Here is a 22,409-nt window from a genome sequence, read left to right as displayed (position 1 = left end):
GATGGCATCGCTGTTGGGTGTTTCCTTTCTCGCCCGTACCACGATCACGGCTGTCGTGATGGCCCTGACGATGCATGTCGTGCTGCGCCTCAATATGAGCTACGTGGCAGCCGGAAGTGTCGCGGCGGCTCTGACCGCCGGGCTGGCGCTGGGCGGGCCGCTGCTTGGCCGCATGATCGATCGGCGGGGCCTGCGTACGGTGCTGCTGGTGACTGTCGTAGTGCAGGCCGTGTTCTGGCTGAGCGTGCCGGTCCTGCCGTACAGGGCCCTACTGGGTGCCGCTTTTGCGGCGGGTCTGCTGATGGTGCCGGCCCAGCCGGTGACCAGGCAGGCGATCGCCGCGATGACGACGGCGGAACAGCGCCGGGCCGCGTTCGCGCTGGAGTCGGTGCAGGGCGAGCTGTCGTACATGGTGGGCCCGGCGGTCGTGATCCTCTGCGCCGCGAAGGTGTCCCCCGGTGTGGTGGCGTGGGGGCTCGGCGCCGCGATCGTCGCCGGCGGAACCGCGATCGCCTTGCTCAACCCGCCGCTGCGTGCCGAGGACGAGGCGGGTGCCGGCGCGGTCGGACGGCCCCCGCGACGGGAGTGGCTGGGCGTCGGCATGATCGCCGTACTGACGATGGCGTTCGGTACCACGACGCTGCTCAGCGGCGTCGACCTCGCCATCGTCGCCACGCTCGAAGAAGCAGGTCAGGTGTCCTGGGCCGCCGTGGTCTTAGCCGTGTTCGGCCTGACCTCCGTCGCCGGCGGGCTGATCTACGGCGCGCTGCCCCGGCCACTGCCCGCGTGGCTGCTGCTCGGCTTGCTCGGGCTCGTGACGATTCCCGCAGGGCTTGCCGACGACTGGCCCTGGTTGTGCGTGGCCGTTGTCGGCACCGGGCTTTTCACCGCGCCGACCCTTTCCGCGGTGACTGACGCGGTGAGCCGACTGGCGCCGGCCGGCGTGCGGGGTGAGGCTACAGGTCTGCAATCCTCAGCGCAGAGCGCGGGTTTCGCGCTCGGATCCCCGATCGTCGGGGTGACGATCGACGCCTCCGTGCCAGCGGGCGGCTTCGCGGCCGCCGGGCTGGCCGGCCTCGCCGCCGCGCTGACTGGATGCCTGCTGTCCCGCCGCCGTCCGTCGCCTCGGCCGCCCACTCCAGCTCGTCGCGAGTCCGCGAGAAGAACAGATGCAACTCATGTTCCGTGATCAGCCGCTTGAACCGCGGGACACTGAGCGAAATGGGTGACGGCCCCCGCCCTTCACGGCTTCAAGATCAACTCGTTGCCCCTTTGGCGCCTATCTGGGAACCGGCGCGAATCGCATCGAATGCGAACTGGACGCATGTTGTGCTGCGTCGGGCGAGCGTGCGCACCGGAGCTGCCGGCTTGGCAACCCACCGTCGCCCGTTCCCGTCCCGTTCGCCGGAATGCTGCTGGACTACCTGGGCCAGCGCCCGAACACCAAGACCGCGACCAACCCCAATGCCCGATGGCTCTCCCCCGGCCGCCGGGCCGGACAACCCATGCCCCCGATGTCGGTAAGCCGTGTGCGCGAGAAGCGCATGCACGGTTTGACGCGCGGTAGCTGGAAACGGAGCCCTCACGGGCCACCGCGCCAGTCCCCGACCCTGCTCAGGGAAACTCGCGGGATGTCGCACATCCGCCAAGGCCACCACTGGCCAGTGCGCCCGAAGCGTTCAGGAAACTGAACGCCGTTGCGGTGATCCGTGCTCGGATACTCCTCGGCCCCCCTGCCGTTCAGCCCCGCGCGGCCTGTTCCCCGCGACATCCGCGTCGGCCGCATGCCGGGGGACACGCATACCGGCAGATAGGTCTACACCTGCGGGTAGGGTCCTTCTGCATGAGCACAACATCGCCCGACATACGCCGGGTTAGCCTCCGCGCCACCCTCGGAATCGGGGCGGCCTGCACCGCCGCCGCGTTCGGCGCCGGGTTCACCCTCGCCGCCGACCAGAGCGGCAGCGCGGACCCGGGCAACATCGTCGTCGAGCACTCGGTCGGCCCCCGCCACGGCACCGGGAACCAGTCCATGACCGGGGAACCGTTGCCCGGCGTGTGCACCGGCCGCTCCGCGACCATGGGGAATGAGGCCGCCATGCGGGAGGAGTCGCTCTCGACCGCCTGCCAGTTCATCCGTGACAGCCGGGCCAAGGACGCCACAGCCGCTGTCCAGGCGCTACGGGACGCCGCCCGTGTTCTGGAACGGGGCCGCCGGTGAACACCCCCCGCTGGGTCACCCCGCGCCGCCTCGGCGCCGCCGCCGCGTTCTACGGCGTGTTCGTTGCAGGCTGGTACCTGGGTCAGCCCGTCTCCCCCGAATGCCACGTCGACCAGGCCGCCCTCGACCGGATCGCCGAGGAGTACGAAATCGAATCAACCCCCATACCCACTCCGATGCCGACGGCGTACCCGTCACGGTACGACTCGAAGTCCCCCCTCCCGCTCGACCCGACGCCGGACCCGGCCCACGACCCGCGTGGGGGCGCCACCGCCAGGCTGTCCCTGACGTTCGACTCCTACGCCGTCGTCTGCACCAACGACACGAGCGAGCGCCCCCGCATTCGAGCGTGGCTCGAGGGCCACTGGCGGTAGAGAGGTGGTGTGGCGTGTCCGCCGACGCGGGCGCCGGCCTCGTACCGTGCGACACTCCCCGGATGCCTGCCTGGATAACCCTGCGCCGCCTCGGCGCCGCCACCACTCTGTACGCCGTGTTCCTGGCCGGGTGGTGGCTGGGCCAGCCCGTGCGCTCCGACGGCTGCCTCGAAGACCGGCTCACCGCCGGGGCGGACGGTCGTCCCACACCGGTAGAACCGGCCGACCCCAACCGGTACCTCGAGAACCTCAACCTCGACTTCGGTCTCCTCGACTGGGCCGACGACATGGACGGCTACCGCGACGGCGAATACGGACCCAGCGACTACGGGTACGACCTGCAGGGCGGGTCCGAAACGTACGTCACGTCCGGCGCTGTCTACGCTCCTTGCTCCTACAAGAAGCGCGCCCGCCTGCTCGCGTGGATCAACGGCGACTGGGGCTGACTACACCTGTGCCTGCCTGGGGTATCGAACTGGCGACCTCGCGTATGTGGGAGTCGCGCATTCGTCAGCTTCTGCCGAATACGCGAGGTCGCCAGTTTCATGCCCCTACCACAGGCTGCGGCCACGGGGGTCGAGCTTCTGCACACGGGCCGGCAGGGACTAGGACGTCGTTTCTTTTGGTACTGCGAGTCGTTGTGCAGTCCCTGTTGAACTCGGCGGCCGCAGTGAGCTCGACTGGTGCCGGTGCGCGCCGGACTAGAACGTCAAGAGTTGAACTACGGTGACCACCTCGCATGAAGGGCTCTCCATGACTAGATCTCCCGCCGACCTCATGCGAGTCAACCTTCTCGAGGTCTTCAACGAACCCGACCCGGCCCATCGGGTCGCGGTCATCACCGAGAACTACGCCGAAGACGTGGTGTGGCACGAACCGGACCGGATCACTCGCGGGCGCAAGGACCTCGAACGCCGCGCGGAAGAGTTGCGCGCCGAGAACCCTGGCTGGGTCTTCCGCCCCGTAGGCCTCGCTTCGGAACTCGACGACATCGGACACCTCGGCTGGGAGTACGGGCCTGCCGACCAGTTGGCGGTAGCCGGCATGGACATCGCTCGCACCAAGGACGGCGTCATCATCGAGCTCTACACCATCGTCACCGAGATCCATCAGCCGTCGTAACTGATCGTTTCAGAATGCGGCTGAGACGGTCACTCGTCGTCGAGTCGCTGAAGTACCTGGTCGAACTCGCCGGAGTTGAGCAGACCGGCGATCACCTCGGTCACGACGTCGATGCCAGGACCCCGAACAATCAGACCGTCGGAACACCAGAAGTAGCGGCCCTCCAGGTCCTCGCTGGTCTGAGCCCCCTTCTCCATCAAGGGCTCGATCTCCGCGACGGTGAACACGGTCGCGCTCCAGCGTGAGCCGTCCTCCATCAACCGGACCTCGACATCGACGTTGCACACGGCATCCAGATCCTCACTTGCGCCGGGCAGGAAGGAGACCACGAAACGGTCCGTACGAACGCGGTACCAGGGCTCGTCCCAACCCTGTTCAGCGGCTTCGGACTGTGCACTGTTGGTCATTCGAGGAGTATCGCGAGCCGACACCAGTGGGCTCAACCAGGGTCAATCACCGTCAGGTAGTTGTCACTCATCGCCAGTCTCCCCGTGCCCGCCAAGGCCCGCTGCTCGTCCGCCAACCCGGCGAACCTAATTCCTTGTTAACGGTGGCCCGTGGGGTGAGCCGGCGCCACGAACGGCTGCTGAGGTGGCGGACCGGCCATGGGGCCGAGTCCTTGAATTAGGTCGCTGCGTGGCCCGCATGCGCTCGTGACCAGCGCAAACAGTCAATGCTCAAGGGAGGAGCACCTTGATCTACTGCGGAATCGACTGGGCCGAACGAACTCACGACGTCGCCCTCGTCGACGACTCCGGCCAGCTGCTGGCCAAGCGGCACATCGCCGATGACGCGGCCGGCTACCGGATACTGCTGGACCCGCTCGCCGAATACGGAGACACCGAGGACAACCCAATTCCGGTTGCGCTCGAGACCTCCCGGGGCCTGCTGGTGGCGGTGCTGCGGACCGGCAAGCTGCAGCTCTTCGCGATCAACCCGATGGCTGCCGCCCGCTACCGCGACCGCCACAACGTCTCCCGTAAGAAGTCGGACCCCGGCGACGCCCTCGTGCCGGCGAACATCCTCCGCACCGACATGCACACCCACCGCCCCCTGCCCCAGGACAGCGACCTGGCCCAGGCCCTCGCCGTCCTCGCCCGCGCCCAGCAGGACGCGACGTGGAACAAAGCAACAGTGCGCCAACCAGCTCCGGTCCTTGCTCCGTGAGTACTACCCGGCCGCTCTGGACGCCTTCGCCAAGTGGAACAACGGCCTGTGCCGGCCCGAGGCCCGCGAACTTCTCAAGACCGCCCCCACCCCCACCAGGGCCGCCCGGCTGACCCGCACGCAGATCCAGGCCGCACTCAAACGCGCCGGCCGCAAGCGAGGCATCGAAGCCGAAGCCGAACGGCTCCGCGAGGTCTTCCGCGCCGAGTGGGCCCACCAGCCTCCGCCCGTCGAGGACGCGCTCGGCAAGCAGATGCTGGCCTTGCTGGTCCAACTGGAGGCTGCCTGCACCGCAGCCGACGGCCTCGCCGAGGCGGTCGAGGAGGCTTTCCCTCAGCACCCCGACCCTGACGTGATCCTCAGCTCCCCTGGTCTCGGCGTCCAGCTCGGCGCCCGGGTGCTGGCCGAGATCGGAGACGACCGGCAGAGGTTCGCCGACGCCCGCGGTCTGAAGGCGTACGCCGGCTCCTCACCCATCACCCGCGCCTCCGGCAAGAAGTCGTCCATCACCCGCCGGTAGGTGAAGAACGACCGACTCAACCACGCCGGTTACCTGTGGGCCTTTTCCGCGATCACTGCCTCACCCAGCGCCAAGGCCCACTACCGCAGGCGGCGCGACGACCACGGAGACTGGCATGCCGCCGCACAGCGCAACCTCTTCAACCGCATGATCGGCCAGCTCTACCACTGCCTCCAGAACCCCCACACTGTTCGATGAGAGCACGGCCTTCCCCACCGAACTCCCGGTCGCCGCTTGACCTGCTAATCGCCTGAGGTGTCCATCCGGTGACAGCACTGGGCAAGGATGCGATTCCACACCCGGCAACTGTGCGCCGTGGCTGTGATCGTGCGTGGAAGGCATCGCAGTATGACGTGTTCCTTGCCCGAGCCGATGCTGACCGTGGCCGTGGCCGTGGACAGCCCTGCGCTGCCCGCCGGGTAGGCAGCGGAGCCGAAGTGGGATGGCTACCGCGCCAGTTCGCCGTGCACGCGGACGGGCGGGTGCTGCTGTGCTCCCGGCGGGACGGCTGTACTGCAGCAGTTGTGCCGCCCGGGCCGCCTGCTGGCCGTGCGGGAGTGCGTCGGCAGGCGGCCAGTGTCCCAAAGGTGCAGGCTGATGGAGTGGAGTGGCCGGTGGAAATCGCCCTCGCGCGGCCCGTGGCGCAGCTGCCGACGGGTCCGTCGTGGGCCTCATCAGTTCGCGGTTGGCTGCGCGGCGGCGGCGAGGTCGTCGTCACGGTCCTGGATCTTGAGTTCCAGGTCGACGACCTGCTGTTCGAGTGTGGTGATCCGGGCCTGGAGCTGTCCGGTGTCGTCGGGACCGCCGATACCGGACTCTCGCCAGACCTGCTTGCCCGGGCGGGTGAGTGGTCCGGCCGGTGATTGCCCTCTGGGTCAGGTGGTCTGGTCGGGGGCCTCAAGGGAGTCGAGCCAGTGGAGGAGGCGGGCTCCCTGGCGGGCCATGATGTCCGGATCGCGTAGGGCATTGGCCAGGAGCGACATGCCCTGATAAGCGGAGATGAGGGTGAGGGCGTGGTCGTCCGGGTCGGACAGGCCCAGGGCGCGGAACTGGTCTCCGGACCACTCCAGCAGGCGCCGGACCACTGTTCCGGCCTCCGCGTCGAGGGTCCCGTCGGCGCGTTTGTCGAGTTCGACGGCGAGGGTGCCGGTGGGGCAGCCGTAGCGGGCGGCGACTTCGCGCTGGTCGATCCATGCCTCGATCAGGGTCTTGAGGCGGTCGCGCGGGTCGGGCAACTGGTCCAGGCGGTTGGTGAGTTCGTCCAGGTGTGCGCTGTGCTCGGAGAGCGCGGCCAGGACCAGTTCGTCCTTGGTCTTGAAGTAGTAGTAGACGTTCCCGACGGGAACGTCGGCCGCGCGTGCGATGTCGGCGAGGGTGGTGCGCTCGACGCCCTGCTCGTGCAGGATCCGGGCCGCTTCGGTTGCGAGTCGTCGGCGCTTGTCGGCCGCTCGCGCCCGAGGCTTCACTGAGTCAGTCACCCAACTCACTATAGACAACGACCCGTGAAGCCGTGCTACGGTCCCCGAAGTAAGTCAGTCAACTAACTAATTCGAGGGGATCGTCATGATCGTGGTGACAGGCGCGACGGGCAACATCGGACGGACCTTGGTGCCCCTGCTGGCCGAGAGGGGCGAGGACGTGGTGGCCGTCTCGCGACGCCCACAGCCCGAAGGGCTCCCTGCCGGGGTCCGGCACGCTCAGGCGGACGTCGGCAACAGTGCGAGCATGCGGCCCGTGCTCGACGGCGCCGACTCCTTCTTCCTTCTGCTGGGAGGCGAGCTCAACGGCCACGGCGAAAGCCCGGACGCCCTGATCGGCGGGGCACTGGACGCCGGGGTCAAGCGGTTTGTCCTGCTCTCCTCCCAGATCAACTCCACCCGCCCCGAGGCCCTTTCACACACCCGTCTGCGTGACTTCGAGGCCGCCGTGCGCGCCTCCGGAGCCGATTTCACGATCCTGCGTCCGGGCGGATTCGCCTCCAACGCCCTCGCTTGGGCCGAGTCGGTACGCGCCCAGCGCACGATCTTCGCCCCGTTCGGCGATGTGGCCCTGCCCGTCATCGACCCGGCGGACATTGCCGCGGTCGCCGCAGCAGCACTGCACGAAGAGGGGCACGCGGGCCGTACGTACGAACTGACCGGACCCGAGGCCATCAGCCCGCGCCAGCAGGCCGCAGTGATCTCCCAGTCCCTGGGCGAGGACGTCGCCTTCGTGGAACTGTCCCGCGAACAGGCCCAAGCCCACATGGCGCAGTTCATGCCCGAAGAGGTCATCGACGGAACCCTGGACATCCTCGGCGTCCCGCTGCCGGCCGAGCAGGCGATCAGCCCCGATACGGAGAGCGTCCTTGGCCGTACGGCCAGGCCCTTCGGCGAGTGGGTCGCCCGCAACCTGCCAGCCTTCCAGTAGAACCTGCGGCCGGACCGGAGCCAGACGTGGCCGTGGTTTCTTGGAGATCACTGCGTGCCGATGCTGCGTCAGCCTCCGGTCATGGCGGTCTGATCACCGACCCGAAGGGGGTTCGGTCGAATCACCTGCACATGCGTCCGAGTCATGCTCAGTGTGTGAATCTGCCTTCGCTGCCCTTGTTGCGCGCCCCGGAAGCACCTCGAATCCGCCAGCGGAACCGATGCTGACCACGCCCGCGAGGGCTGCGGAATGCGCTGGCGGACTTGAGGGCGACGGGCTAACGCTGCGCGGGCCGACCGGCAAGTACCGCCCGCGGCAACCTCTCGCTCTTCTGAGGGACAGGGCTGTCGCTCGGCCGGGACTGGCGCCTCAGCGCCGCAGCCCGGAAGAAGTGTTGGCCGATAGGTGACATCGGCCTGGGAAGCTCGTGCGTCCTTGTTTACAGGCCGCAGGAGCCGCGGTCGAGGTGGAAATATCGGGCGTTGGCCCAGCGGCACAGCCGGATACCGACGGTGACACCGGCGATTGTGATGAGGGCGGGCAGGTATCCGCTGGCGACCTGGGTGATCGGGATTGCCGGGCACCCGCCTGAGATCGCCCATCCCGTACCGAACAACACCGCGCCGGGGACCACCCCGGCGTGGATGCGCCCTGGGGTGCGGCGGACCCGCAGCAGAGCGAACGCGCACACGATGATCACCACAGCGCCGGCGAAGGAGAGGAACATGCGCAGGTCCTGGAAGGTGAACATGCGGTTCAGCTCGGCGTAGTCCCCGTAGCCGATGTTGGTGACGGTATAGCCGAGGGCCAGTCCGGTGACGATGTTGGCCAGCAGGAGAGTGCCTCGGGTACGCATCAGATCACCTTCCACAGGAGGAACGACACCGCGACGGCGGTGCCGAAGAACACGGCGGTCGCGACGATGCTGACCGGCCGCAGCCGGCCGCAGCCGTTGAGTCCGTGGCCGGAGTTGCACCCGCCGGCCAGCCGAGTGCCAAAGCCGACCAGCACGCCTCCCACGAACAGCAGGGCGATCATGGTGATCGGATTGGCGGTGACCAAGTCCCGAAAGCCCGGGCCCATGTCGTACCGGAGCTGGAACCGCCCGGAGGTGACCGCGGCAATAAACCCGCCAAGGAAGATCGACACCAGCAGGGCAGCCTGGGTGAAGAGCGGGGCCGGGCGCAGGCTCGTGGTAGCGGGGCTCTCACTCGCCGCCGGTTCGGCATCCACTTCGAGCGGCTGCGACTTCCCGTGCGGAACCTGCGGCACAGTGGACGCGCCGGTGCCGGTGCCAAAGTGCTCCGCAGTAGCCACGGCGAGCGCCTGAGCGAGAGCTTGATCGTCGGCGAACTCCTCGTCCATCCGCTCAAGGCGGCGTTCGCTCCGCCAGTGCAACACGCGATCCCACGCGGACGACACCCCGAAAGACCGATCGGTGATGAGGGCGTAGTTGATGGTGACCAGAGCGAGCCCGATAGCGCCCGCCCACCAGGGCCAGTAGGTACTCATGCGGGGCCTTTCATCCAATCGGTGATTTGAGCCCACCATCCACGCTTCGAGCTCGCATGATGTGTGCGTGGAGTGGGATGGCCTGAAGGCTGGGGACTCTGTGCGGGTGGTGACGGTTGGTGATGCCAGGCCGGGTCGGGCGGGGCTGATGACCCGAACTGGGCCATGGTTTCCGGTGTCGCGGGCACAGGTCCTGACGGCTCAGGTGACCGTGTTGCTGCCGACTGTGCGGCGGCGCCGGACGGGTCCGCGCCCGCCATGTCTTCGAGGTGTCGCGCCTGGGCCCCATTGGGCAGCAGGCTGATCGGCACACGCTCGCCGGTGAGTGCCATCTGGTAGCGCGCGCAGCTGTGCCACTGCCCCTCGCTGTCGCAGTAGTAGTTGCGCCAACCCCGCAAGCTCGCCCTGAGCAAGGGGAAAAGGGGGCATCCTTCGGCGTGCGAGCAACTCACGTTGCTCCCTCCTGACCGGCGCACACCACCCGTTCGGGAAGGCGGTTGCCATTCTCGGTTCTTGTTCTTGCCGCGCCTGGTCGACGATCTCAAAGCGTCGAGGAATGCAGGCACAGCGTCGTTCTGTGACTGCCCGTCACTGCGGTCAGCCGTGATGCAACCATTGATTCGGCGTCCCGAGCAACCTCAGGGAAATTTCCAAACCCACTACTTGACGTGCATTTAGCGAGATACGTCCAGCGACAGATATGCCCGTCTATCCTGCATGTCTGGATATTCACAGGTCGACGAAGAGGTGTTTGGATCGTGATCGACCCCGCGGTCACGGCCTCTGCTCGCACGATTCCCCTCTGGAGAAAGTGAAAGCCTTGAGGTCAGTTGTGGCAAGGTTGTGAATATTGCAGATCGTAAATGAAGGTGCTGATGGACGGGAATCATGCGCCGACATGCTGTCTGCCGGTCGTGCCGGAAGGTCGCCTATCAGGGCTGCTGGCACGTGTAACAAGTGCTCGCGGGCGTGCCAACGCCTCAGCGATGCACGCGTGAGTCCGAGGACCGCAGGCGTGCACGCACAGCGGAGGCGGTGGCGCGCTCGCAACCGGTGCCGGCCCGACGGGACGCGTCGTAGCGATGCACACATGTTCCCCGGCGCCCAAATATTCTACGGGCCGAACGAAGGGTGGCTGGTGGGCTCGGCTCGTCGAGTGGATGCAAAGCCCGGCATGAAGTATTGAGCCGAAACTATGCAGGTGCCCAGTTCGGTGCCGTGCCGGGTCCCGCGGCGGGCGATGGCCGGCACGATGCCACGAGCGCAGACCTGCGCACGTTCATCCCTCATGGCTGAGTGGGCGTAGAGCAGTACTGCGGCGCGGCCATTTCCGTGCCTACCGGGCCGATTGACCAGTGAGAGCGGGCGGCCTGCCAGGCACAGTTGTCCAGCATGCCCTCCAGGGCCGAGCGCTCGGCCGGGTCGAACGTGAGGCCGTAGACGTGCTGTGGCGGCTCTCCGGATGTCGGATGGCATGGGGTCATGACGCAGCGTCGCCCGAGCTGTCGTCGGGCCCGGCGATGCCGTCGGCGCGGCGCGGCCCTGGCGCGTTGAGCCCGTAGTGGTCGCCGATCATCCGCAGCATGAAGCATCCGACGGCCGCCCCCAGCGCCGCGGGCACACCGTAGACGCCGGTGCGTTCGCATGCGACGGTGATCCCGGCCCCCAGCAGCGCGGGGATCGCGTACAGGTCGGCGTACAGCACCGTCGGCAAGCGCAAGACCAGCACGTCGCGCAACGTGCCGCCGCCGATCCCGGTCACCATGCCTAGCAGCACCGCCTGCGGCGCGCCGATGTGATACTCCAGCGCGGTGGTCGCGCCGGTGACCGCGAACAGACTGAGGCCGGCCGCGTCGAACACCGTGATCAGGGTCGTGTAGCGCTCCAGGTGCCGCCACAGCAGGAACGTGACCATGCCGCCGGCTACCGCGACCGCCAGGTACCGCCAGTCGCTGAACGTCGCCGGGGGCAGTGCGCCGGCGAGCACGTCCCGGAGCACGCCGCCGCCCAGAGCGGTCACCATGGCGAGCCCGAGCACGCCGACGATGTCCAGACGTGCCACCCGCGTCGCGGTGAGCGCACCGTTCAACGCGAACGCGAAGGTGCCCAGCAGGTCGAGTACGAGGTGCAACATTCCATAGCCATGCCACGTCGACCCCTCACCTGTCCCACCGCCGCCCGGCTTGAAGCCCTCGGCACTGTCTCACCAGGTCACAGTGCGGGCACCGCGTTGACCCGAACGGCCGACACGCGATGCGTGACCTGCCGCCGCGCTGGATCCTGGACCCCGGCGGACCAATGGCGAGCGATTGATACCTGGTGGGGGCGCAAGCGGAGGGTAACGCTGTGACAAGACGTAGCTGTGGCACGGAACGGGGCGCGGTGGTGCTGATCGCCGACCGGAGCTGGGACGGACTCGCGGACCGGCCCTCCGGGCACACCGAGGTGGCGGTGCGCGACGGTCGGATCGCCGAGGTGGGACCGGCTGTCGATCGCGCCGGCGCAGAGGTGGTCGAACTCGGCGATCGCATGATGCTGCCGGGACTGATCGACTGCCACATCCACACCACCGTCGATCCCAGCCGACTCCTGCGGGCCTTCGTGTCCGACGGGTCTGCGGCGATCGCGCTGAGTGCCTTGCCGGTACTGCGTAACCTGCTCCACCGTGGCTTCACCACGATCCGCGATCTGGCCACCTTCGCCGCCGAGCCGGTCACGCTGCAACTGCGCGACGCCATTAACTGTGGTCACATCGTGGGGCCGCGGATGATCGTCGCGCCGTACCTGATCTCCGCGCGGGGCGCGCATGGCGACGCCTCGACGTTGCTCGCGTCACACTTCAACCGCGAGATCGGCGCCCTGGCAGACGGCGCGGACGAGATCACGCGCAGGGTGCGCGAGAACATCCGTGCCGGCGCCGACTGGATCAAGTTCGGCGCCACCGGCGGCTTCGCCACTCCCTCGGACGATCCCACACAGACCACCTACACCCAGGAGGAGATGAACGCGCTGGTCGCCACGGCCCGCGAACTGGGCATCCCCTGCACGCCGCATGCCTATGGCGACGAGGGCGTCTCGCGTGCCGTCACCGCCGGTGCTCGCTCGATCGAGCACGGCAACCTCGCTTCGGCGTCGACCCTGACCCAGATGACAGAACGGGGCGTGTTCCTCGTGCCGACCCAGTTCATGGTCCTCGATGCGCTCGACCACCTCGACGACGACAGCTACTGGGAGGGTAAAGATCCGGCGGAACGGGTGAAGTTCACCCGCTACGCCGACCAACTCCGGGAGTCCGCACACAACGTGGCCGCGAGCAACGTGCGCATCGCGTTCGGCACCGACGCCGGCATGTTTCCGCACGCCGACAACTGGCGCGAGTTTCCGGCGATGGTCAAGTCCGGTATCGCCACCGTGCGGGCCCTTCGCGCTGCCACCAGCGTCGCCGCCGACCTGCTCGACCGGCCTGACCTCGGACGCCTCCAGCCCGGCGCGACCGCCGATCTGGTCGCACTGCCGGCCGACCCCTTCGACGACATCACGGCCGTCGCGGGCATCGACTTCGTCATGCAGGACGGCACCGTGCACCGCACTCCCACACCTGGGATCGCCAGGTAAGTCCCCAACGGGCCGCTGGGTCGCCAGCTCGCACCGAACAGAGGGATCCACTGGTAGGAGTCTGTGATCAGGTGACCTGTGATCGAGCGCTTGCGCTGCTTCCAATTACTGCGAGTATTTGTCAGGGCGGCCTCGGGTAGCCCTTTGTGTTGCGGTGTCGGGATCGATGTCTCGGTGGCTTAGCCTCGCGCGGACCCTCTCCCACCGCTCAGCGGGCAACCTCCACCCGATCGCCGATCCGGTGTCGCTTGCGGAGAAGGAGACTCCTGATCCCGTCGGCCCCCAGATCTCTGCGGAGATGGTGTGCGGCACGAGGGTAATGAACCATTCGCGCTGCCGCTCGTCCGTCAGGTCCAGGACTACGGCTGTCTCCCCTTCCTGAGCCCCCGTCGCGTCGGCGATGGCGGTGAGGGCGGTCTGGGCATCCGAAGGCCAGGGGAGGTCGGAAATGAGATCAATGTCCGTCGAAGCCGCGTCAGGTGCCACCTCCCGGATCACCTCTTCAACCACTGTCCGCGCTGTTTCGGGGGCGGTGCCTTCCAGAAGGAAGAGGTCAAGCGGACGTGGCCTCCGGCCACCGTGGCTTCCAAAGGGCTGCGCGAATTCGGTGAATGCGCGCGTGAGTGAGCGTTTGGCGGACATCGGGCTACTGTCTCCTCCGGTGAGGTTCTGCGCGGATCGTTTCATCGGGTGTGGTCGCCGGGTGCGTACTTCTTCCAGGTGCCTCCGGCCTGCGCGGCGACGGCCTCGGTGTGAACGGCGTGATAGCCGAGCATCCCTGCAACGACCGAGGGCGGCGCCTGGAGGACGAGTTGTCGCAGGGTGGCGGTCCGGCCGTGGAGGGTGGGGATGCCCACGGCAGCGAGTCGCTTGCCGAGGGTGGCGGGGTCCATGGGCTGTCCGGCTCTGCGTCCGGGGAAGAGCCAGTCGCTGGTGGGAAGGCTGCCGCCTGGCCGATTCGGCCGTCCGTCACGTATGTAGTCGACGAGCAGACCAGCGAGGGGCTCGGGAACCGGTGTGGGCGGATCGCCGAGGAGAAGTGCGACCAGGTCACCGTCGTGCTGGACGTCGTGGACGGTGAGCCGGCCGAGCCGACGGACCGGCTGGGCATAGAGAAGGATCAGGGCGGCCGCGATCCGCTCCATGAGCGGGAGGTCGTTGCTGGTCATGACCTTGCGGATCAGGGCGATGCGGTGGTGCTGGCTGATCGGGGCCGGGTTCTCCGTGCGGATCGTGGGGACCCTCAACCGGGGCATGACCTGGTGGTCCATGCTCCAGCGCAGGAATGCTTTGACGACGCGGAGGGCGGTGGCGTCCTGGGCGAACCAGGCGTCGAGGTCGGCCTGGGTGCACTCGCCGACGGCGCGGTCCCGTTCGGCGAGCCAGGTGAGGAAGGCGGCTGCCTGTATGAGCTGGGTGCGGGCGGATTTGACGGCCCCGGGGCCGAGGGGCCGCTTGGCGGCGGTGGCCCGGAGCTTGCGCAACAGGTGCCAGGTGGCGAAGCGGTTCAGGAGCTGGCGGTGTTCGATGTCCTCGATGGTGTCGAGCCATTCGGGCAGTCGGCGTTCGAAGAGCAGAAGGTGCCGGTCGCGGTGCGGCAGGATGCTGGTGTGCATGAGCAGGTCACGGACGTGGGCGACCGACCGCCAGGGCGACAGCGTGCTCAATCCCTCGTGGGTGAGGGGCACTTCGCTGCGGGCGAGGGCGCGCAGGATTTGCTGAACGTGTGGCTTGCCGACCCAGGTCAGCGTTGCCTTGGGGCGGGGCACGGACCTGACCTCGTCGAAGAAGGGAACAAGTTCGGGCCGGACGAGGCCGGCGCCGTTGTCAAGGAGCTCTTCCAGGCGTTCGGCCAGGACGCAGTTCCCGCACGCTCCGCGCAGGTAGCGGCGGGCCTCGCGGCCGCAGCGTTCGCAATGGAACTCACCCAGGCCGCCCGCGCAGTTGGTGCACCACCGGCCGCCGTCCGGTGCGATGCCGGGGGTGAGACGGTCGACGCCGCAGCCGACGCACTGCCCATAAGTTTCCAACGCGTGGTCGTAGCAGGCGGAGCACAGGTAGCCCTCGGGCCAGTGGGCGGCTCCGAGACGGACGTTCCGGTGACAGCGTGCGCAGAACAGGTCCTCGGGCCGGACCCGGGTGCGGCTCATTTCTCCGGGCGGACCCGTGCCCGCTTGGGACGGACCGTGGCCGCGAGGTCGACTACGTCGGCGCCGCCGGAGGCGGCGGCGCGGCGCGGGGCCGTGTTCTCCGCCTTGGTGGCGATCAACTCGGCGGGAGTGACGTCGAGGATGTCGCAGAGGGCGGCGAGGACGGGCAGGGACAGCCGCTCGGGGGTCTGGGTGACCAGTCGCCAGACCTGGACCGAGGACAGCTCGATGCCGCGGTCGGCCAGTAGCGGCGACAGGTGGGAGGCGACGAAGATGCCGCGCGTGGCCATCACCTCGCGCAGCCGCCACTGGTAGCTGACCTGGCGCTTCATCAGGCTCTCCTTGCCGGCCGCAGGGCGGCCTTCATCGTCGCGTCCAGCGCTCTGCGCAGGGTGCGGGTGCGGAAGTCGGAGGATACGCAGGTATAGATCGCGGTCGTGGACGCGTAGTCGTGACCGACTTGCTCCTGGACGAACCGGGCGTCCCAGCCGTCCTCGATCAGGTGAGTCACGTACGACCTTCGAAACGAGTGGAAGTCCAGTCCCTCGTCCAGGCCGAGCGCGTCCCGGTAGGCAGCGAAGCGGGTGTTCATCTGGGAGAAGCCGATGCGGGCCGAGCGTTCCGAGGGCCACAGAGCTCCGGTGCCGGAAGTGACGAACAGCGGCCGGACATCCTCGTTCCACTGTTGGAGGATCTCCGCCGACCAGTCCCAGACTGTCAGCACGCTGCGGCGCTTCGGGGGCGAGCCCTTCTTCGCCTTGCCGTGGCGGATGTAGCAGACGCCGTAGTCGCCGAACTCCGGGCCCTCGGAGTTGCGGCCGAAGTCGACTGCGTCCAGCATCCGGGTCTCGTTGCGGCGCAGGCCGAAGGCGTACGCGGTCTTGAAGAGCACTGCGTCACGGAACGCGGGCAGCCAGCCCTTGCGGCCCCGGCCTCGAACCTTGGTGACCTGGTCGTCGGCGTAGTCGAAGAACGCCTGCAACTCGTCCTGGGTGAAGGGCCTCTTCGCCGCGTCGGCTTCGGCGTCCTCCACGTGCACCGCGGCGTTCCACTCGTGCACGACCTGTATGGGGTGGGTGCCGAAACGTTCTTCGCAGGTCGCCGCCCAGCCGTAGGCGGGGTCGACGGCGAAGTCGCAGAACGAGCGTACGGCGCCTTGATAGTTGCGCAGTGTGGAGCGCTTCAGCCTGCGGACCGCTCGCAGATCGCCCATCCACTCGTCAAGCATCTGCGGCGACCAGGTCCACGGGAAGGCGTCCGCATGCCGGGCGAACGCCCGCACCGTCTTCTCCCGGCCCTCGATCGTTGAGAACGCCAAGTTGCGTGCCAGCTGCTGGTTGCGCCAGCCGTCCAGCATCGCGGTGAAGACCTGCTCGTCGGGCCGCAGCAGCGGCAGATCGCTGACCAGATGCAGCCCCGCTGCCCCCGGTGCGAGGCTGTTTCTGCTCATCAAAAGCACTCTCCGTCACTTACATCAGACGAAGGGATCTTTCATCAGATGTAAGCTGATCGCAAACATGCAGGCAGGAAGCCTGCCCATGGTTGCGCTGAGGGCTACGGGAGCGACCTGCCCGGCTGGAGAGAACGTATGCACTGAGGCCCTGACCTGCGTCGATGAGTGACAGATCCTCCGATGTGCAGCCTGCCCGCAGTGCTACATCAGATGAAATTGCGGTCGCTTGCCGAGGTAGCCGGAAAGCGGCCACGGAATGATCTTGAAGCGGGATGCGCCTCGGTCGCCCTACGGCCCGATCATCTCCGCCTGCCGCACCGCGGCATCCCACACCTCGTCCGGCGCGGTCAGCGCCCCACGCTCGACCACCGCTCCATCCGCCATCCGCCATCCGGAAGTCCTCCGTCGCGCACACGGCTACGGCCAAAAGGACCGTAGTGCACACGACTTCGGGACGTTCGAAGAGTCCATACTTCCCTGCGCTCGGCGACGAGTGCCCAGCTCATCTGTGCACGCGAGTACGGGCATTCACATCAGGGTGATCTTCAGAAGACGAAGGTTTTTTGAAGAACGTCAGGGCTGGATCGCGCTTGGGGCTTAGCTCCCCAGGCAGTTCAGCGCCTGCATGGCCTCGCGCTCTATGCGTGAAAGATCGCAGAGGACGATGCCTGCCCGTGCGAGGCACTGCGCGTCGCCTGATTCACCGGCTTCTGTGATCAGCGCTGCGACTTCCGTCCACAGGCTGGCCGCCTCGGCGTACAACCTGTGGCCGGTGCGGAGGTGGCTGCTGTCGAGCAGTTGGGTGCATTCGGCGAGGAAGTCGCGGTAGAGGTTGCGGAACAGGGCGCCGCCGGTGCCGGCCTTCTCCATCAAGAGGGCAGCCCGCGGAAGGTCCCGCTGCGGGTTTTCAGTGCGCTGGAGCCAGGTGCGTACCAGCTTGCCGGCCTTCTCGATGCCCCGGTGACCGAGGTTGGCGATGGGCGGGTTGAGGAAGGCGTCGGCGCAGGCAGTGATGGCGGGAATGATCTGGCCCTGTGGGGAGGGCAGGCTCTTCGGAGCGGTGAGGGTGAAGGACCGGTGCTTGGCGGTCATCGGGCCGCGCGCGGCCCTGGCCCGGGCGAGGCTGGTCAGGCTGGTGGATACTGCTCCGCCTTGCTGGTCGGTGTCCACCAGGTAGGCGTCGTGGTCGTCGTAGCCGTACATGGCGACGACATGACCGCCGAAGTGCACCTTGGACGCGAAGTACTCGAGGTAGTAGCTGTCGAGCTGCAGTCCGACGGGTTGACCGGCGGCGACGGCGGCTGCCGCGTTCTCCCATGCCCTGCGGGGGGAGGTGGTCTCCTCGACCAGGAGCTCCAGCCGGAGTCTGGTGGCCAGGTTTCTCGTGAGCTCGAAAGGCTTGACCCGCCCCCCGAGGAAGGGAAAGCCCATGTTCTTGCTGTCCCAGTAGATGAAGGACAGACCGGAGCCGAGGCCGAAGAGCATGGGCTCGGACAGATCGAGTCCCTCGTGCCGCAGCAGCACCCCCAGAGCTGTCGTCTCGCAGTGCTGCGTACCGCGGGCATCAATGTCTCGCACCTTCGTCATGCCATGCTCTCCTGAACGGGGATGATCAGCCGGGTCATCAGTTCTTCTTGTGGTGCCTCTGCCGACCGGACGAGACAGGCCTCACGTACGGGCGCGTGCGGGCGCAGTCCACGCTCGTGGATGGCGGCGAAGAGAGCGTTGCAGGCCAAGGGCAGATGGGCACAGGGTGCGATGTGCACGGTCTCGGCAACAAATTCCGCCGGGCAATGGCTCGAGCCCCGGGCCGGGTGTTCCTCCCTCCTCCGGCGTTTGCACTCCGACGGCGATCTCCATCCGCTCGTCCAGATCCAGCGGGTACAGCGCCCACAGCGGCAAACGGGCCGTTCAACCAGATGACTGGAAGGAGCCCACAGGTCTGCAGCGCGCCAGGTTTACAGACCTGTCAGTATAGGGGCGTGGAGAAGAGAAGTAGCGCTGGCGAGCGGCTGCTGGAGACGGCTTCGGCCTTGTTCTACGCCCGGGGCATCGGGGCGGTGGGAGTCGATGCGGTGGTGGCGCAGTCGGGTGTGTCCAAGCCGACGCTGTACGCCCAGTTCGGTTCGAAGGACGGGCTCATCGCCGCGGTGCTGGACCGGCGGCGGTGGACCAGGCAGGAGGCGTTGACCGAGTTCCTGGCCGGGGTGTCGTCGGGCCCGGAGGAGAAGCTGCTGGCGGTCTTCGACTGGCTGGCCCTGGGCCATGCGAAGCCGGGGTTCCGCGGTTGTCCGTTCACCAACGCCGCGGTGGAACTGCCCGACGCCGGCCATCCCGGTCGGGCGGTGATCCTGGCCTACAAGAACTGGCTGCGCACCACCCTGGCCGACCTGGCGGCGGACGCCGGCCTGGCCGACCCCGAGGAACTGGGCTCGGACCTGTTGCTGCTGATCGACGGCGCGAACGCCCGCGTGGTCCACAGCGGTGACAGCGACGCCATGCGCCGCGCCGGATCGGCCGCGGCCAGGCTCGTCGCCGCCGCCCGCACCCCGCCCGGCCGGGCCGTTCCCGGCCCGGGCATCAGCACACGACCGAACAAGCACACGGAGGACTGAATGCGACCGACTCTCCAGCCGAAACTGACCGCGAGGGCGACCTACACGGTTCCCATCGAGCGCACGGTGCCCCATCTGCTGCCCGAAGCAGGCCACTTCACGCAGATGCCCCAGGTGCTGGCAACGGGCTACCTCGTCGGACTGGTCGAGTGGGCCTGCATGCAGGCGCTGGACGGACACCTCGACGACGGCGAGCGCACCCTCGGTATCCACGTCGACCTCAGCCACGAAGCCCCCACCCCGCCCGGCCAGACCCTGACCATCGACGTTGAACTGGCCGAGGTGGCGGGGCGGATCCTGACCTTCGGCGTCACGGCGAGCGACGAGGCCGCTGTGGTGTGCCGGGGCACGCACCAGCGCGCGGTGATCGACCTCGATCGGTTCGAGTCGATGCTGTCCGCCCGCACGGCCGACGGGCAGGTTCCGGCATGAGCGAGCACACCACACAGCACCCCGTTTTCGATGCCCATCTGCACATCATCGATCCGCGGTTCCCGCTGATCCCGAACGACGGCTACCTGCCGCCGGCGTTCACCGTCGACCAGTACTGCGAGCGGGTGGACGACCTCGGCGTCCGTGGCGGGGCGGTGGTCTCGGGCTCGTTCCAGGGCTTCGACCAGAGCTATCTACTCGACGCCCTGTCCAGGCTCGGCCCCGCCTACGTCGGGGTCACGCAGGTGCCGGCCACCGTCACGGACGAGGAGATCACCGATCTCGACGCCGCGGGCGTGCGGGCTGTCCGCTTCAACGTGCGCCGGGGCGGGTCGGCGTCTCTGGACGAACTGGACCGTCTGGCACGCCGTGTCCACGATGTTGCCGGGTGGCACAGCGAGCTCTACATCGACGCGCGGACCCTTCCCGATCTGGCGAGCACCCTGGCGGCGCTGCCCGCGGTCAGCGTCGATCATCTGGGCCTGCACCGCGACGGGCTCCCGCACTTGCTGAAGCTGGTCGAGCAGGGAGTGAAGGTGAAAGCTACGGGATTCGGGCGCGTCGACCTCGACCCCGCCGATGTCATGACCGCCATCGTGAAGACCGACCCCGCCGCGCTGATGGTCGGCACCGACCTGCCCTCCACACGCGCACGCCGCCCCTTCACGGACGAGGACTTCACCCTCATTGCCGAGACCGTCGGTGAGGAACACCTCGACGCCGTCCTCTGGGGCAACGCAGCCGCCTTCTACCGGCTGCCCGGCAACTCCTAGCACTCGCACGCCGCTTGGGGCCTCGCGAGCCCGCCATTCCATCGCCTGGAGGCCCACCTCCGCCAGAACCTGGTCCCGGTCGCCGCGCTCGTGCGCCACGGCAGGTCCCGGCGGTCCATGACGTTCCTGTAGAGCAGGGCCGGGATGAGCTGACTGATGCGGACCAGGTGCTCGCCGTACACGGCCCGCGCCGCTCGGCTGGTCGCCCAGCCCGGTCACGGCTCCGCCGCAGTCGTCCGGTGCTCGCGGTGCCGCGGAGCGTGCGCTGGTCCGGCTCCCGGAGTATCCGAACGGAAAATAGCGGTAGGCGTCAGGTGATGGGTCGTGGGTCCGGCAGGAGACCCTGTTCCGCTTCCGACGCCTGATCGTCAGCCGGGGCGCCTGGCCATGACGACCAGGCCCGGCCCGCTGTACTCCTCCGCGGGGAGCCGGAGTTCGGCGACCGGGCGCAGGCCGGCCTGCTCGATCAGGTCCACGAGTTGTTCCGGCCGCCATTTGTGTGTCGTCCACCGAACGGGTACACCCCCGTAGGCCTCGGTGCGCACCGCGTCTTCGTCGCCGACGTGTGTCGCGGTGATGAAGTGCCCGCCCGGCTTCAACGCGCGCGCGAACAGGGCGAGAACCTGGGGAAGGACGTGACGGGGGAGGTTGAACAGTGACCACCACCCGAGCACGCCGCCAAGGGACGCTTCACCAAGGTCGAGATCGGTGGCAGAGGCGACACTGAAGCGGCAGTGCGGATGGAGACGGCACGCGTTCTCGATCATGCGAGGAGAGAGATCCACCCCGGACACGTCGAGTCCGCGTTCGGCGAGGTAGGCGGTCACCGTTCCGGGTCCGCAGCCGACGTCGAGGACAGGCCCAAGCTCCCTCACGGTGTCGGCGAAGGCATCGATCGACGCCTTGAGCCATGGATGGCGACGGATGTCGCCGACTCCCGTCGTCACCACCATGTGGGCGTAGTTGTCGGCCACGCGGTCATAGGACTCACGAACCACGTCGAGATCGGCCGGGCGGTCAATAGGTTGTGCGGGCATCTGCCAACGATAGGACTGTCCAGCGGACTTGGGACTGGCAAGGCGGTTAACGCCAAGCCGTTGCTCACGGCCCGGCTGTACTCGTGAGGGCGTTGACGCGGTTCTCGTACGCGCGGCGGGCCATGCGCTGCGCCGGGTACGCCGGGGCGCCCTGGGCGCCGTCGAGGGGCTGGCAGCGGGCAAGGAGCTGGCGGTGGACCGCGGGTACGGCGCTGACGCGCAGGGTGTAGCCCTGGCCGTGCCGTACGGTCACGCCGCGGTCGAGCACGGATCGCTCGGCGGACTCCAGCTCGGCCGTGCGGAGGAAGCCGGCGACCCTGCCCGGCATATCGAGGGTGACCGGCAGCTCCGGGGCCGGGGCGTCCTCGCGGCCGGCGGCGGTGTGCTCGGGCATGAGGACGACGACAGCCGTGCGGATGGCGCCTCGGCTGACGCCGTGCTCGCGGATTAGGGCAGCGATGGACCGTCCACCCAGGTACGCGGCGCGCACGGCCTCGGTCTTTCCCCCTGTGACGGCCGGGTGGTGGCCGCCTTGCTGCCCTTGGCCTCGGCGGCCCGCAGCCCGTCGTAGGTCAGCTCGCGCTGGAGGTCTCGCTGAAGTTCGCCCGCGGCGGCGAGAGTCTGCACCATGGACTTCACCGTGGACAGCAGTTCTCCGGTGCCGGGGGGGCGGGCGGTGAGGTCCATGGCGGAGAACCCGCCATCGTGGATGGCATCACCATCGGATCTGATTGGATCGGCGGCACCCGATGTCCCGGAATACCCGGTTTCATTGGATGCGCCCTCGCGCTGTCGTCAAACGATTCCCTTGCCGACAAGAGCGTGCGGCTGATCGGAAGCAGTCACGTCACGTGGCTGATAGGCGTTGAGCAAGTGCTCCCCTAGGGCCTGTACGGAGTCGTGATCAGCGACTTGGCTGAAGGCTGCGGATCCAGATGACGGCGCCTCGTAGGTGGAGTCCGGCAAGGTAGCTCTCGGGGGTCTTGTCATAGCGGGTGGCAATGCCGCG

At 67.9% G+C, this 22,409-nt stretch carries 24 protein-coding genes and 1 pseudogene; 12 read left to right on the top strand and 13 right to left on the bottom strand.

What is annotated here, in order from left to right; all coding sequences use genetic code 11:
* Window position 1: 1 nt before the first annotated feature.
* From FPZ41_RS12435 to FPZ41_RS12415, 5 genes are all read left to right on the top strand, one after another.
* The gene (locus FPZ41_RS12435) at window positions 2-1,189 is read left to right on the top strand and encodes an MFS transporter (protein WP_152862038.1); all 1,188 of its coding nucleotides are present in this window, start codon (window positions 2-4) and stop codon (window positions 1,187-1,189) included.
* 654 nt (window positions 1,190-1,843) lie between these two features.
* Complete coding sequence (locus FPZ41_RS12430) at window positions 1,844-2,221, top strand: hypothetical protein (RefSeq protein ID WP_152862036.1); 378 nt, start codon at window positions 1,844-1,846, stop codon at window positions 2,219-2,221.
* Window positions 2,218-2,595, top strand: a complete 378-nt coding sequence (locus tag FPZ41_RS12425; protein ID WP_322620147.1) for a hypothetical protein — start codon at window positions 2,218-2,220, stop codon at window positions 2,593-2,595. The genes FPZ41_RS12430 and FPZ41_RS12425 overlap by 4 nt, the downstream gene beginning before the upstream one ends.
* A gap of 62 nt (window positions 2,596-2,657) precedes the next feature.
* Window positions 2,658-3,041 carry a hypothetical protein gene (locus FPZ41_RS12420; RefSeq protein WP_152862034.1) on the top strand — a complete coding sequence of 128 codons (384 nt, stop codon included), beginning with the start codon at window positions 2,658-2,660 and terminating at the stop codon, window positions 3,039-3,041.
* A 307-nt stretch (window positions 3,042-3,348) separates the two neighbouring features.
* Window positions 3,349-3,717, top strand: a complete 369-nt coding sequence (locus FPZ41_RS12415) for a nuclear transport factor 2 family protein (RefSeq protein WP_152862032.1) — start codon at window positions 3,349-3,351, stop codon at window positions 3,715-3,717.
* 29 nt (window positions 3,718-3,746) lie between these two features.
* Here the strand turns inward: FPZ41_RS12415 and FPZ41_RS12410 are convergent, their stop codons facing one another.
* Window positions 3,747-4,124 (bottom strand): hypothetical protein, encoded by a 378-nt coding sequence (locus FPZ41_RS12410; RefSeq protein WP_152862030.1) that lies wholly within the window; start codon window positions 4,122-4,124, stop codon window positions 3,747-3,749.
* A gap of 286 nt (window positions 4,125-4,410) precedes the next feature.
* Between FPZ41_RS12410 and FPZ41_RS12405 the strand changes: the two are divergent.
* Window positions 4,411-5,642 (top strand): annotated as a pseudogene (locus tag FPZ41_RS12405) (IS110 family RNA-guided transposase).
* A gap of 376 nt (window positions 5,643-6,018) precedes the next feature.
* Window positions 6,019-6,267 carry a hypothetical protein gene (locus tag FPZ41_RS12400; RefSeq protein WP_152862028.1) on the top strand — a complete coding sequence of 83 codons (249 nt, stop codon included), beginning with the start codon at window positions 6,019-6,021 and terminating at the stop codon, window positions 6,265-6,267.
* A 12-nt stretch (window positions 6,268-6,279) separates the two neighbouring features.
* On the opposite strand, the gene FPZ41_RS12395 is transcribed toward FPZ41_RS12400, so the two are convergent.
* On the bottom strand, window positions 6,280-6,882 hold the full coding sequence (locus FPZ41_RS12395; protein WP_322620146.1) for a TetR/AcrR family transcriptional regulator: 603 nt from the start codon (window positions 6,880-6,882) through the stop codon (window positions 6,280-6,282).
* 85 nt (window positions 6,883-6,967) lie between these two features.
* Between FPZ41_RS12395 and FPZ41_RS12390 the strand changes: the two genes are divergently transcribed.
* Window positions 6,968-7,813 carry an SDR family oxidoreductase gene (locus tag FPZ41_RS12390; RefSeq protein ID WP_152862025.1) on the top strand — a complete coding sequence of 282 codons (846 nt, stop codon included), beginning with the start codon at window positions 6,968-6,970 and terminating at the stop codon, window positions 7,811-7,813.
* Between the two features lie 439 nt (window positions 7,814-8,252).
* Here FPZ41_RS12390 and FPZ41_RS12385 read toward each other — a convergent pair whose 3' ends face one another.
* The 3 genes from FPZ41_RS12385 to FPZ41_RS12365 all read right to left on the bottom strand — a co-directional run bounded on the left by FPZ41_RS12385 (window position 8,253) and on the right by FPZ41_RS12365 (window position 11,459).
* Complete coding sequence (locus FPZ41_RS12385) at window positions 8,253-8,669, bottom strand: YeeE/YedE thiosulfate transporter family protein (protein WP_152862023.1); 417 nt, start codon at window positions 8,667-8,669, stop codon at window positions 8,253-8,255.
* Window positions 8,669-9,325, bottom strand: coding sequence for a YeeE/YedE family protein (locus FPZ41_RS12380; protein WP_152862021.1), 657 nt, complete (start codon window positions 9,323-9,325; stop codon window positions 8,669-8,671). The genes FPZ41_RS12385 and FPZ41_RS12380 overlap by 1 nt, the downstream gene beginning before the upstream one ends.
* Window positions 9,326-10,805: 1,480 nt before the next feature.
* Window positions 10,806-11,459, bottom strand: a complete 654-nt coding sequence (locus tag FPZ41_RS12365) for a trimeric intracellular cation channel family protein (protein WP_152862017.1) — start codon at window positions 11,457-11,459, stop codon at window positions 10,806-10,808.
* Window positions 11,460-11,707: 248 nt separating this feature from the next.
* On the opposite strand from FPZ41_RS12365, the gene FPZ41_RS12360 reads away from it, so the two are divergent.
* A complete protein-coding gene (locus tag FPZ41_RS12360) occupies window positions 11,708-12,940 on the top strand; it encodes a metal-dependent hydrolase family protein (RefSeq protein ID WP_322620145.1) in 1,233 nt (410 codons plus the stop codon).
* A gap of 105 nt (window positions 12,941-13,045) precedes the next feature.
* On the opposite strand, the gene FPZ41_RS12355 is transcribed toward FPZ41_RS12360, so the two are convergent.
* The 5 genes from FPZ41_RS12355 to FPZ41_RS12335 form a co-directional block, all read right to left on the bottom strand.
* A complete protein-coding gene (locus FPZ41_RS12355) occupies window positions 13,046-13,582 on the bottom strand; it encodes a hypothetical protein (RefSeq protein WP_152862013.1) in 537 nt (178 codons plus the stop codon).
* Between the two features lie 41 nt (window positions 13,583-13,623).
* A complete protein-coding gene (locus FPZ41_RS12350; RefSeq protein ID WP_152862011.1) occupies window positions 13,624-15,090 on the bottom strand; it encodes a site-specific integrase in 1,467 nt (488 codons plus the stop codon).
* Window positions 15,087-15,422, bottom strand: coding sequence for a helix-turn-helix domain-containing protein (locus FPZ41_RS12345; protein ID WP_152862009.1), 336 nt, complete (start codon window positions 15,420-15,422; stop codon window positions 15,087-15,089). Before FPZ41_RS12345 ends, FPZ41_RS12350 begins: the two co-directional genes overlap by 4 nt.
* The gene (locus FPZ41_RS12340; RefSeq protein WP_152862007.1) at window positions 15,422-16,540 is read right to left on the bottom strand and encodes a tyrosine-type recombinase/integrase; all 1,119 of its coding nucleotides are present in this window, start codon (window positions 16,538-16,540) and stop codon (window positions 15,422-15,424) included. Before FPZ41_RS12340 ends, FPZ41_RS12345 begins: the two co-directional genes overlap by 1 nt.
* 600 nt (window positions 16,541-17,140) lie before the next feature.
* Window positions 17,141-18,130 carry a BtrH N-terminal domain-containing protein gene (locus FPZ41_RS12335; protein WP_152862005.1) on the bottom strand — a complete coding sequence of 330 codons (990 nt, stop codon included), beginning with the start codon at window positions 18,128-18,130 and terminating at the stop codon, window positions 17,141-17,143.
* A 395-nt stretch (window positions 18,131-18,525) separates the two neighbouring features.
* Here FPZ41_RS12335 and FPZ41_RS12325 point away from each other — a divergent pair, with 395 nt between their 5' ends.
* From FPZ41_RS12325 to FPZ41_RS12315, 3 genes are read left to right on the top strand one after another with little or no spacing between them, the layout of a single operon-like run.
* Window positions 18,526-19,158: a TetR/AcrR family transcriptional regulator gene (locus FPZ41_RS12325; RefSeq protein WP_322620144.1), complete on the top strand. Its 633-nt coding sequence runs from the start codon at window positions 18,526-18,528 to the stop codon at window positions 19,156-19,158.
* The gene (locus tag FPZ41_RS12320) at window positions 19,159-19,590 is read left to right on the top strand and encodes a thioesterase family protein (protein ID WP_152862002.1); all 432 of its coding nucleotides are present in this window, start codon (window positions 19,159-19,161) and stop codon (window positions 19,588-19,590) included.
* Entirely contained in the window at window positions 19,587-20,363 is a 777-nt protein-coding gene (locus FPZ41_RS12315) for an amidohydrolase family protein (protein WP_152862000.1), read from the top strand. Before FPZ41_RS12320 ends, FPZ41_RS12315 begins: the two co-directional genes overlap by 4 nt.
* A 368-nt stretch (window positions 20,364-20,731) precedes the next feature.
* Here the strand turns inward: FPZ41_RS12315 and FPZ41_RS12310 are convergent, their stop codons facing one another.
* The 3 genes from FPZ41_RS12310 to FPZ41_RS12300 form a co-directional block, all read right to left on the bottom strand.
* A complete protein-coding gene (locus tag FPZ41_RS12310; protein ID WP_152861998.1) occupies window positions 20,732-21,400 on the bottom strand; it encodes a class I SAM-dependent DNA methyltransferase in 669 nt (222 codons plus the stop codon).
* A gap of 64 nt (window positions 21,401-21,464) precedes the next feature.
* A complete protein-coding gene (locus FPZ41_RS12305) occupies window positions 21,465-21,794 on the bottom strand; it encodes a resolvase (RefSeq protein WP_228022693.1) in 330 nt (109 codons plus the stop codon).
* A gap of 53 nt (window positions 21,795-21,847) precedes the next feature.
* Window positions 21,848-22,087, bottom strand: coding sequence for a hypothetical protein (locus FPZ41_RS12300; protein ID WP_152861996.1), 240 nt, complete (start codon window positions 22,085-22,087; stop codon window positions 21,848-21,850).
* Between the last annotated feature and the right edge of the window lie 322 nt (window positions 22,088-22,409).

This window comes from Streptomyces acidicola (assembly GCF_009377235.1).
GTDB classification, from domain to species: Bacteria; Actinomycetota; Actinomycetes; order Streptomycetales; family Streptomycetaceae; genus Streptomyces; species Streptomyces acidicola.
Note: the sequence above shows the minus strand (reverse complement) of the source record. Positions and strands in the feature narration are given on the sequence as shown.

Excerpts from the sequence above, each read along its gene's own strand:
- FPZ41_RS12435 (WP_152862038.1), top strand. The coding sequence starts at position 2 with ATGGCATCGCTGTTGGGTGTTTCCTTTCTCGCCCGTACCACGATCACG.
- FPZ41_RS12430 (WP_152862036.1), top strand. The coding sequence starts at position 1,844 with ATGAGCACAACATCGCCCGACATACGCCGGGTTAGCCTCCGCGCCACC.
- FPZ41_RS12420 (WP_152862034.1), top strand. The coding sequence starts at position 2,658 with ATGCCTGCCTGGATAACCCTGCGCCGCCTCGGCGCCGCCACCACTCTG.
- FPZ41_RS12415 (WP_152862032.1), top strand. The coding sequence starts at position 3,349 with ATGACTAGATCTCCCGCCGACCTCATGCGAGTCAACCTTCTCGAGGTC.
- FPZ41_RS12410 (WP_152862030.1), bottom strand. The coding sequence starts at position 4,124 with ATGACCAACAGTGCACAGTCCGAAGCCGCTGAACAGGGTTGGGACGAG.
- FPZ41_RS12390 (WP_152862025.1), top strand. The coding sequence starts at position 6,968 with ATGATCGTGGTGACAGGCGCGACGGGCAACATCGGACGGACCTTGGTG.
- FPZ41_RS12385 (WP_152862023.1), bottom strand. The coding sequence starts at position 8,669 with ATGCGTACCCGAGGCACTCTCCTGCTGGCCAACATCGTCACCGGACTG.
- FPZ41_RS12380 (WP_152862021.1), bottom strand. The coding sequence starts at position 9,325 with ATGAGTACCTACTGGCCCTGGTGGGCGGGCGCTATCGGGCTCGCTCTG.
- FPZ41_RS12365 (WP_152862017.1), bottom strand. The coding sequence starts at position 11,459 with ATGTTGCACCTCGTACTCGACCTGCTGGGCACCTTCGCGTTCGCGTTG.
- FPZ41_RS12355 (WP_152862013.1), bottom strand. The coding sequence starts at position 13,582 with ATGTCCGCCAAACGCTCACTCACGCGCGCATTCACCGAATTCGCGCAG.
- FPZ41_RS12350 (WP_152862011.1), bottom strand. The coding sequence starts at position 15,090 with ATGAGCCGCACCCGGGTCCGGCCCGAGGACCTGTTCTGCGCACGCTGT.
- FPZ41_RS12345 (WP_152862009.1), bottom strand. The coding sequence starts at position 15,422 with ATGAAGCGCCAGGTCAGCTACCAGTGGCGGCTGCGCGAGGTGATGGCC.
- FPZ41_RS12340 (WP_152862007.1), bottom strand. The coding sequence starts at position 16,540 with ATGAGCAGAAACAGCCTCGCACCGGGGGCAGCGGGGCTGCATCTGGTC.
- FPZ41_RS12335 (WP_152862005.1), bottom strand. The coding sequence starts at position 18,130 with ATGACGAAGGTGCGAGACATTGATGCCCGCGGTACGCAGCACTGCGAG.
- FPZ41_RS12320 (WP_152862002.1), top strand. The coding sequence starts at position 19,159 with ATGCGACCGACTCTCCAGCCGAAACTGACCGCGAGGGCGACCTACACG.
- FPZ41_RS12315 (WP_152862000.1), top strand. The coding sequence starts at position 19,587 with ATGAGCGAGCACACCACACAGCACCCCGTTTTCGATGCCCATCTGCAC.
- FPZ41_RS12310 (WP_152861998.1), bottom strand. The coding sequence starts at position 21,400 with ATGCCCGCACAACCTATTGACCGCCCGGCCGATCTCGACGTGGTTCGT.
- FPZ41_RS12305 (WP_228022693.1), bottom strand. The coding sequence starts at position 21,794 with ATGCCCGAGCACACCGCCGCCGGCCGCGAGGACGCCCCGGCCCCGGAG.
- FPZ41_RS12300 (WP_152861996.1), bottom strand. The coding sequence starts at position 22,087 with ATGGACCTCACCGCCCGCCCCCCCGGCACCGGAGAACTGCTGTCCACG.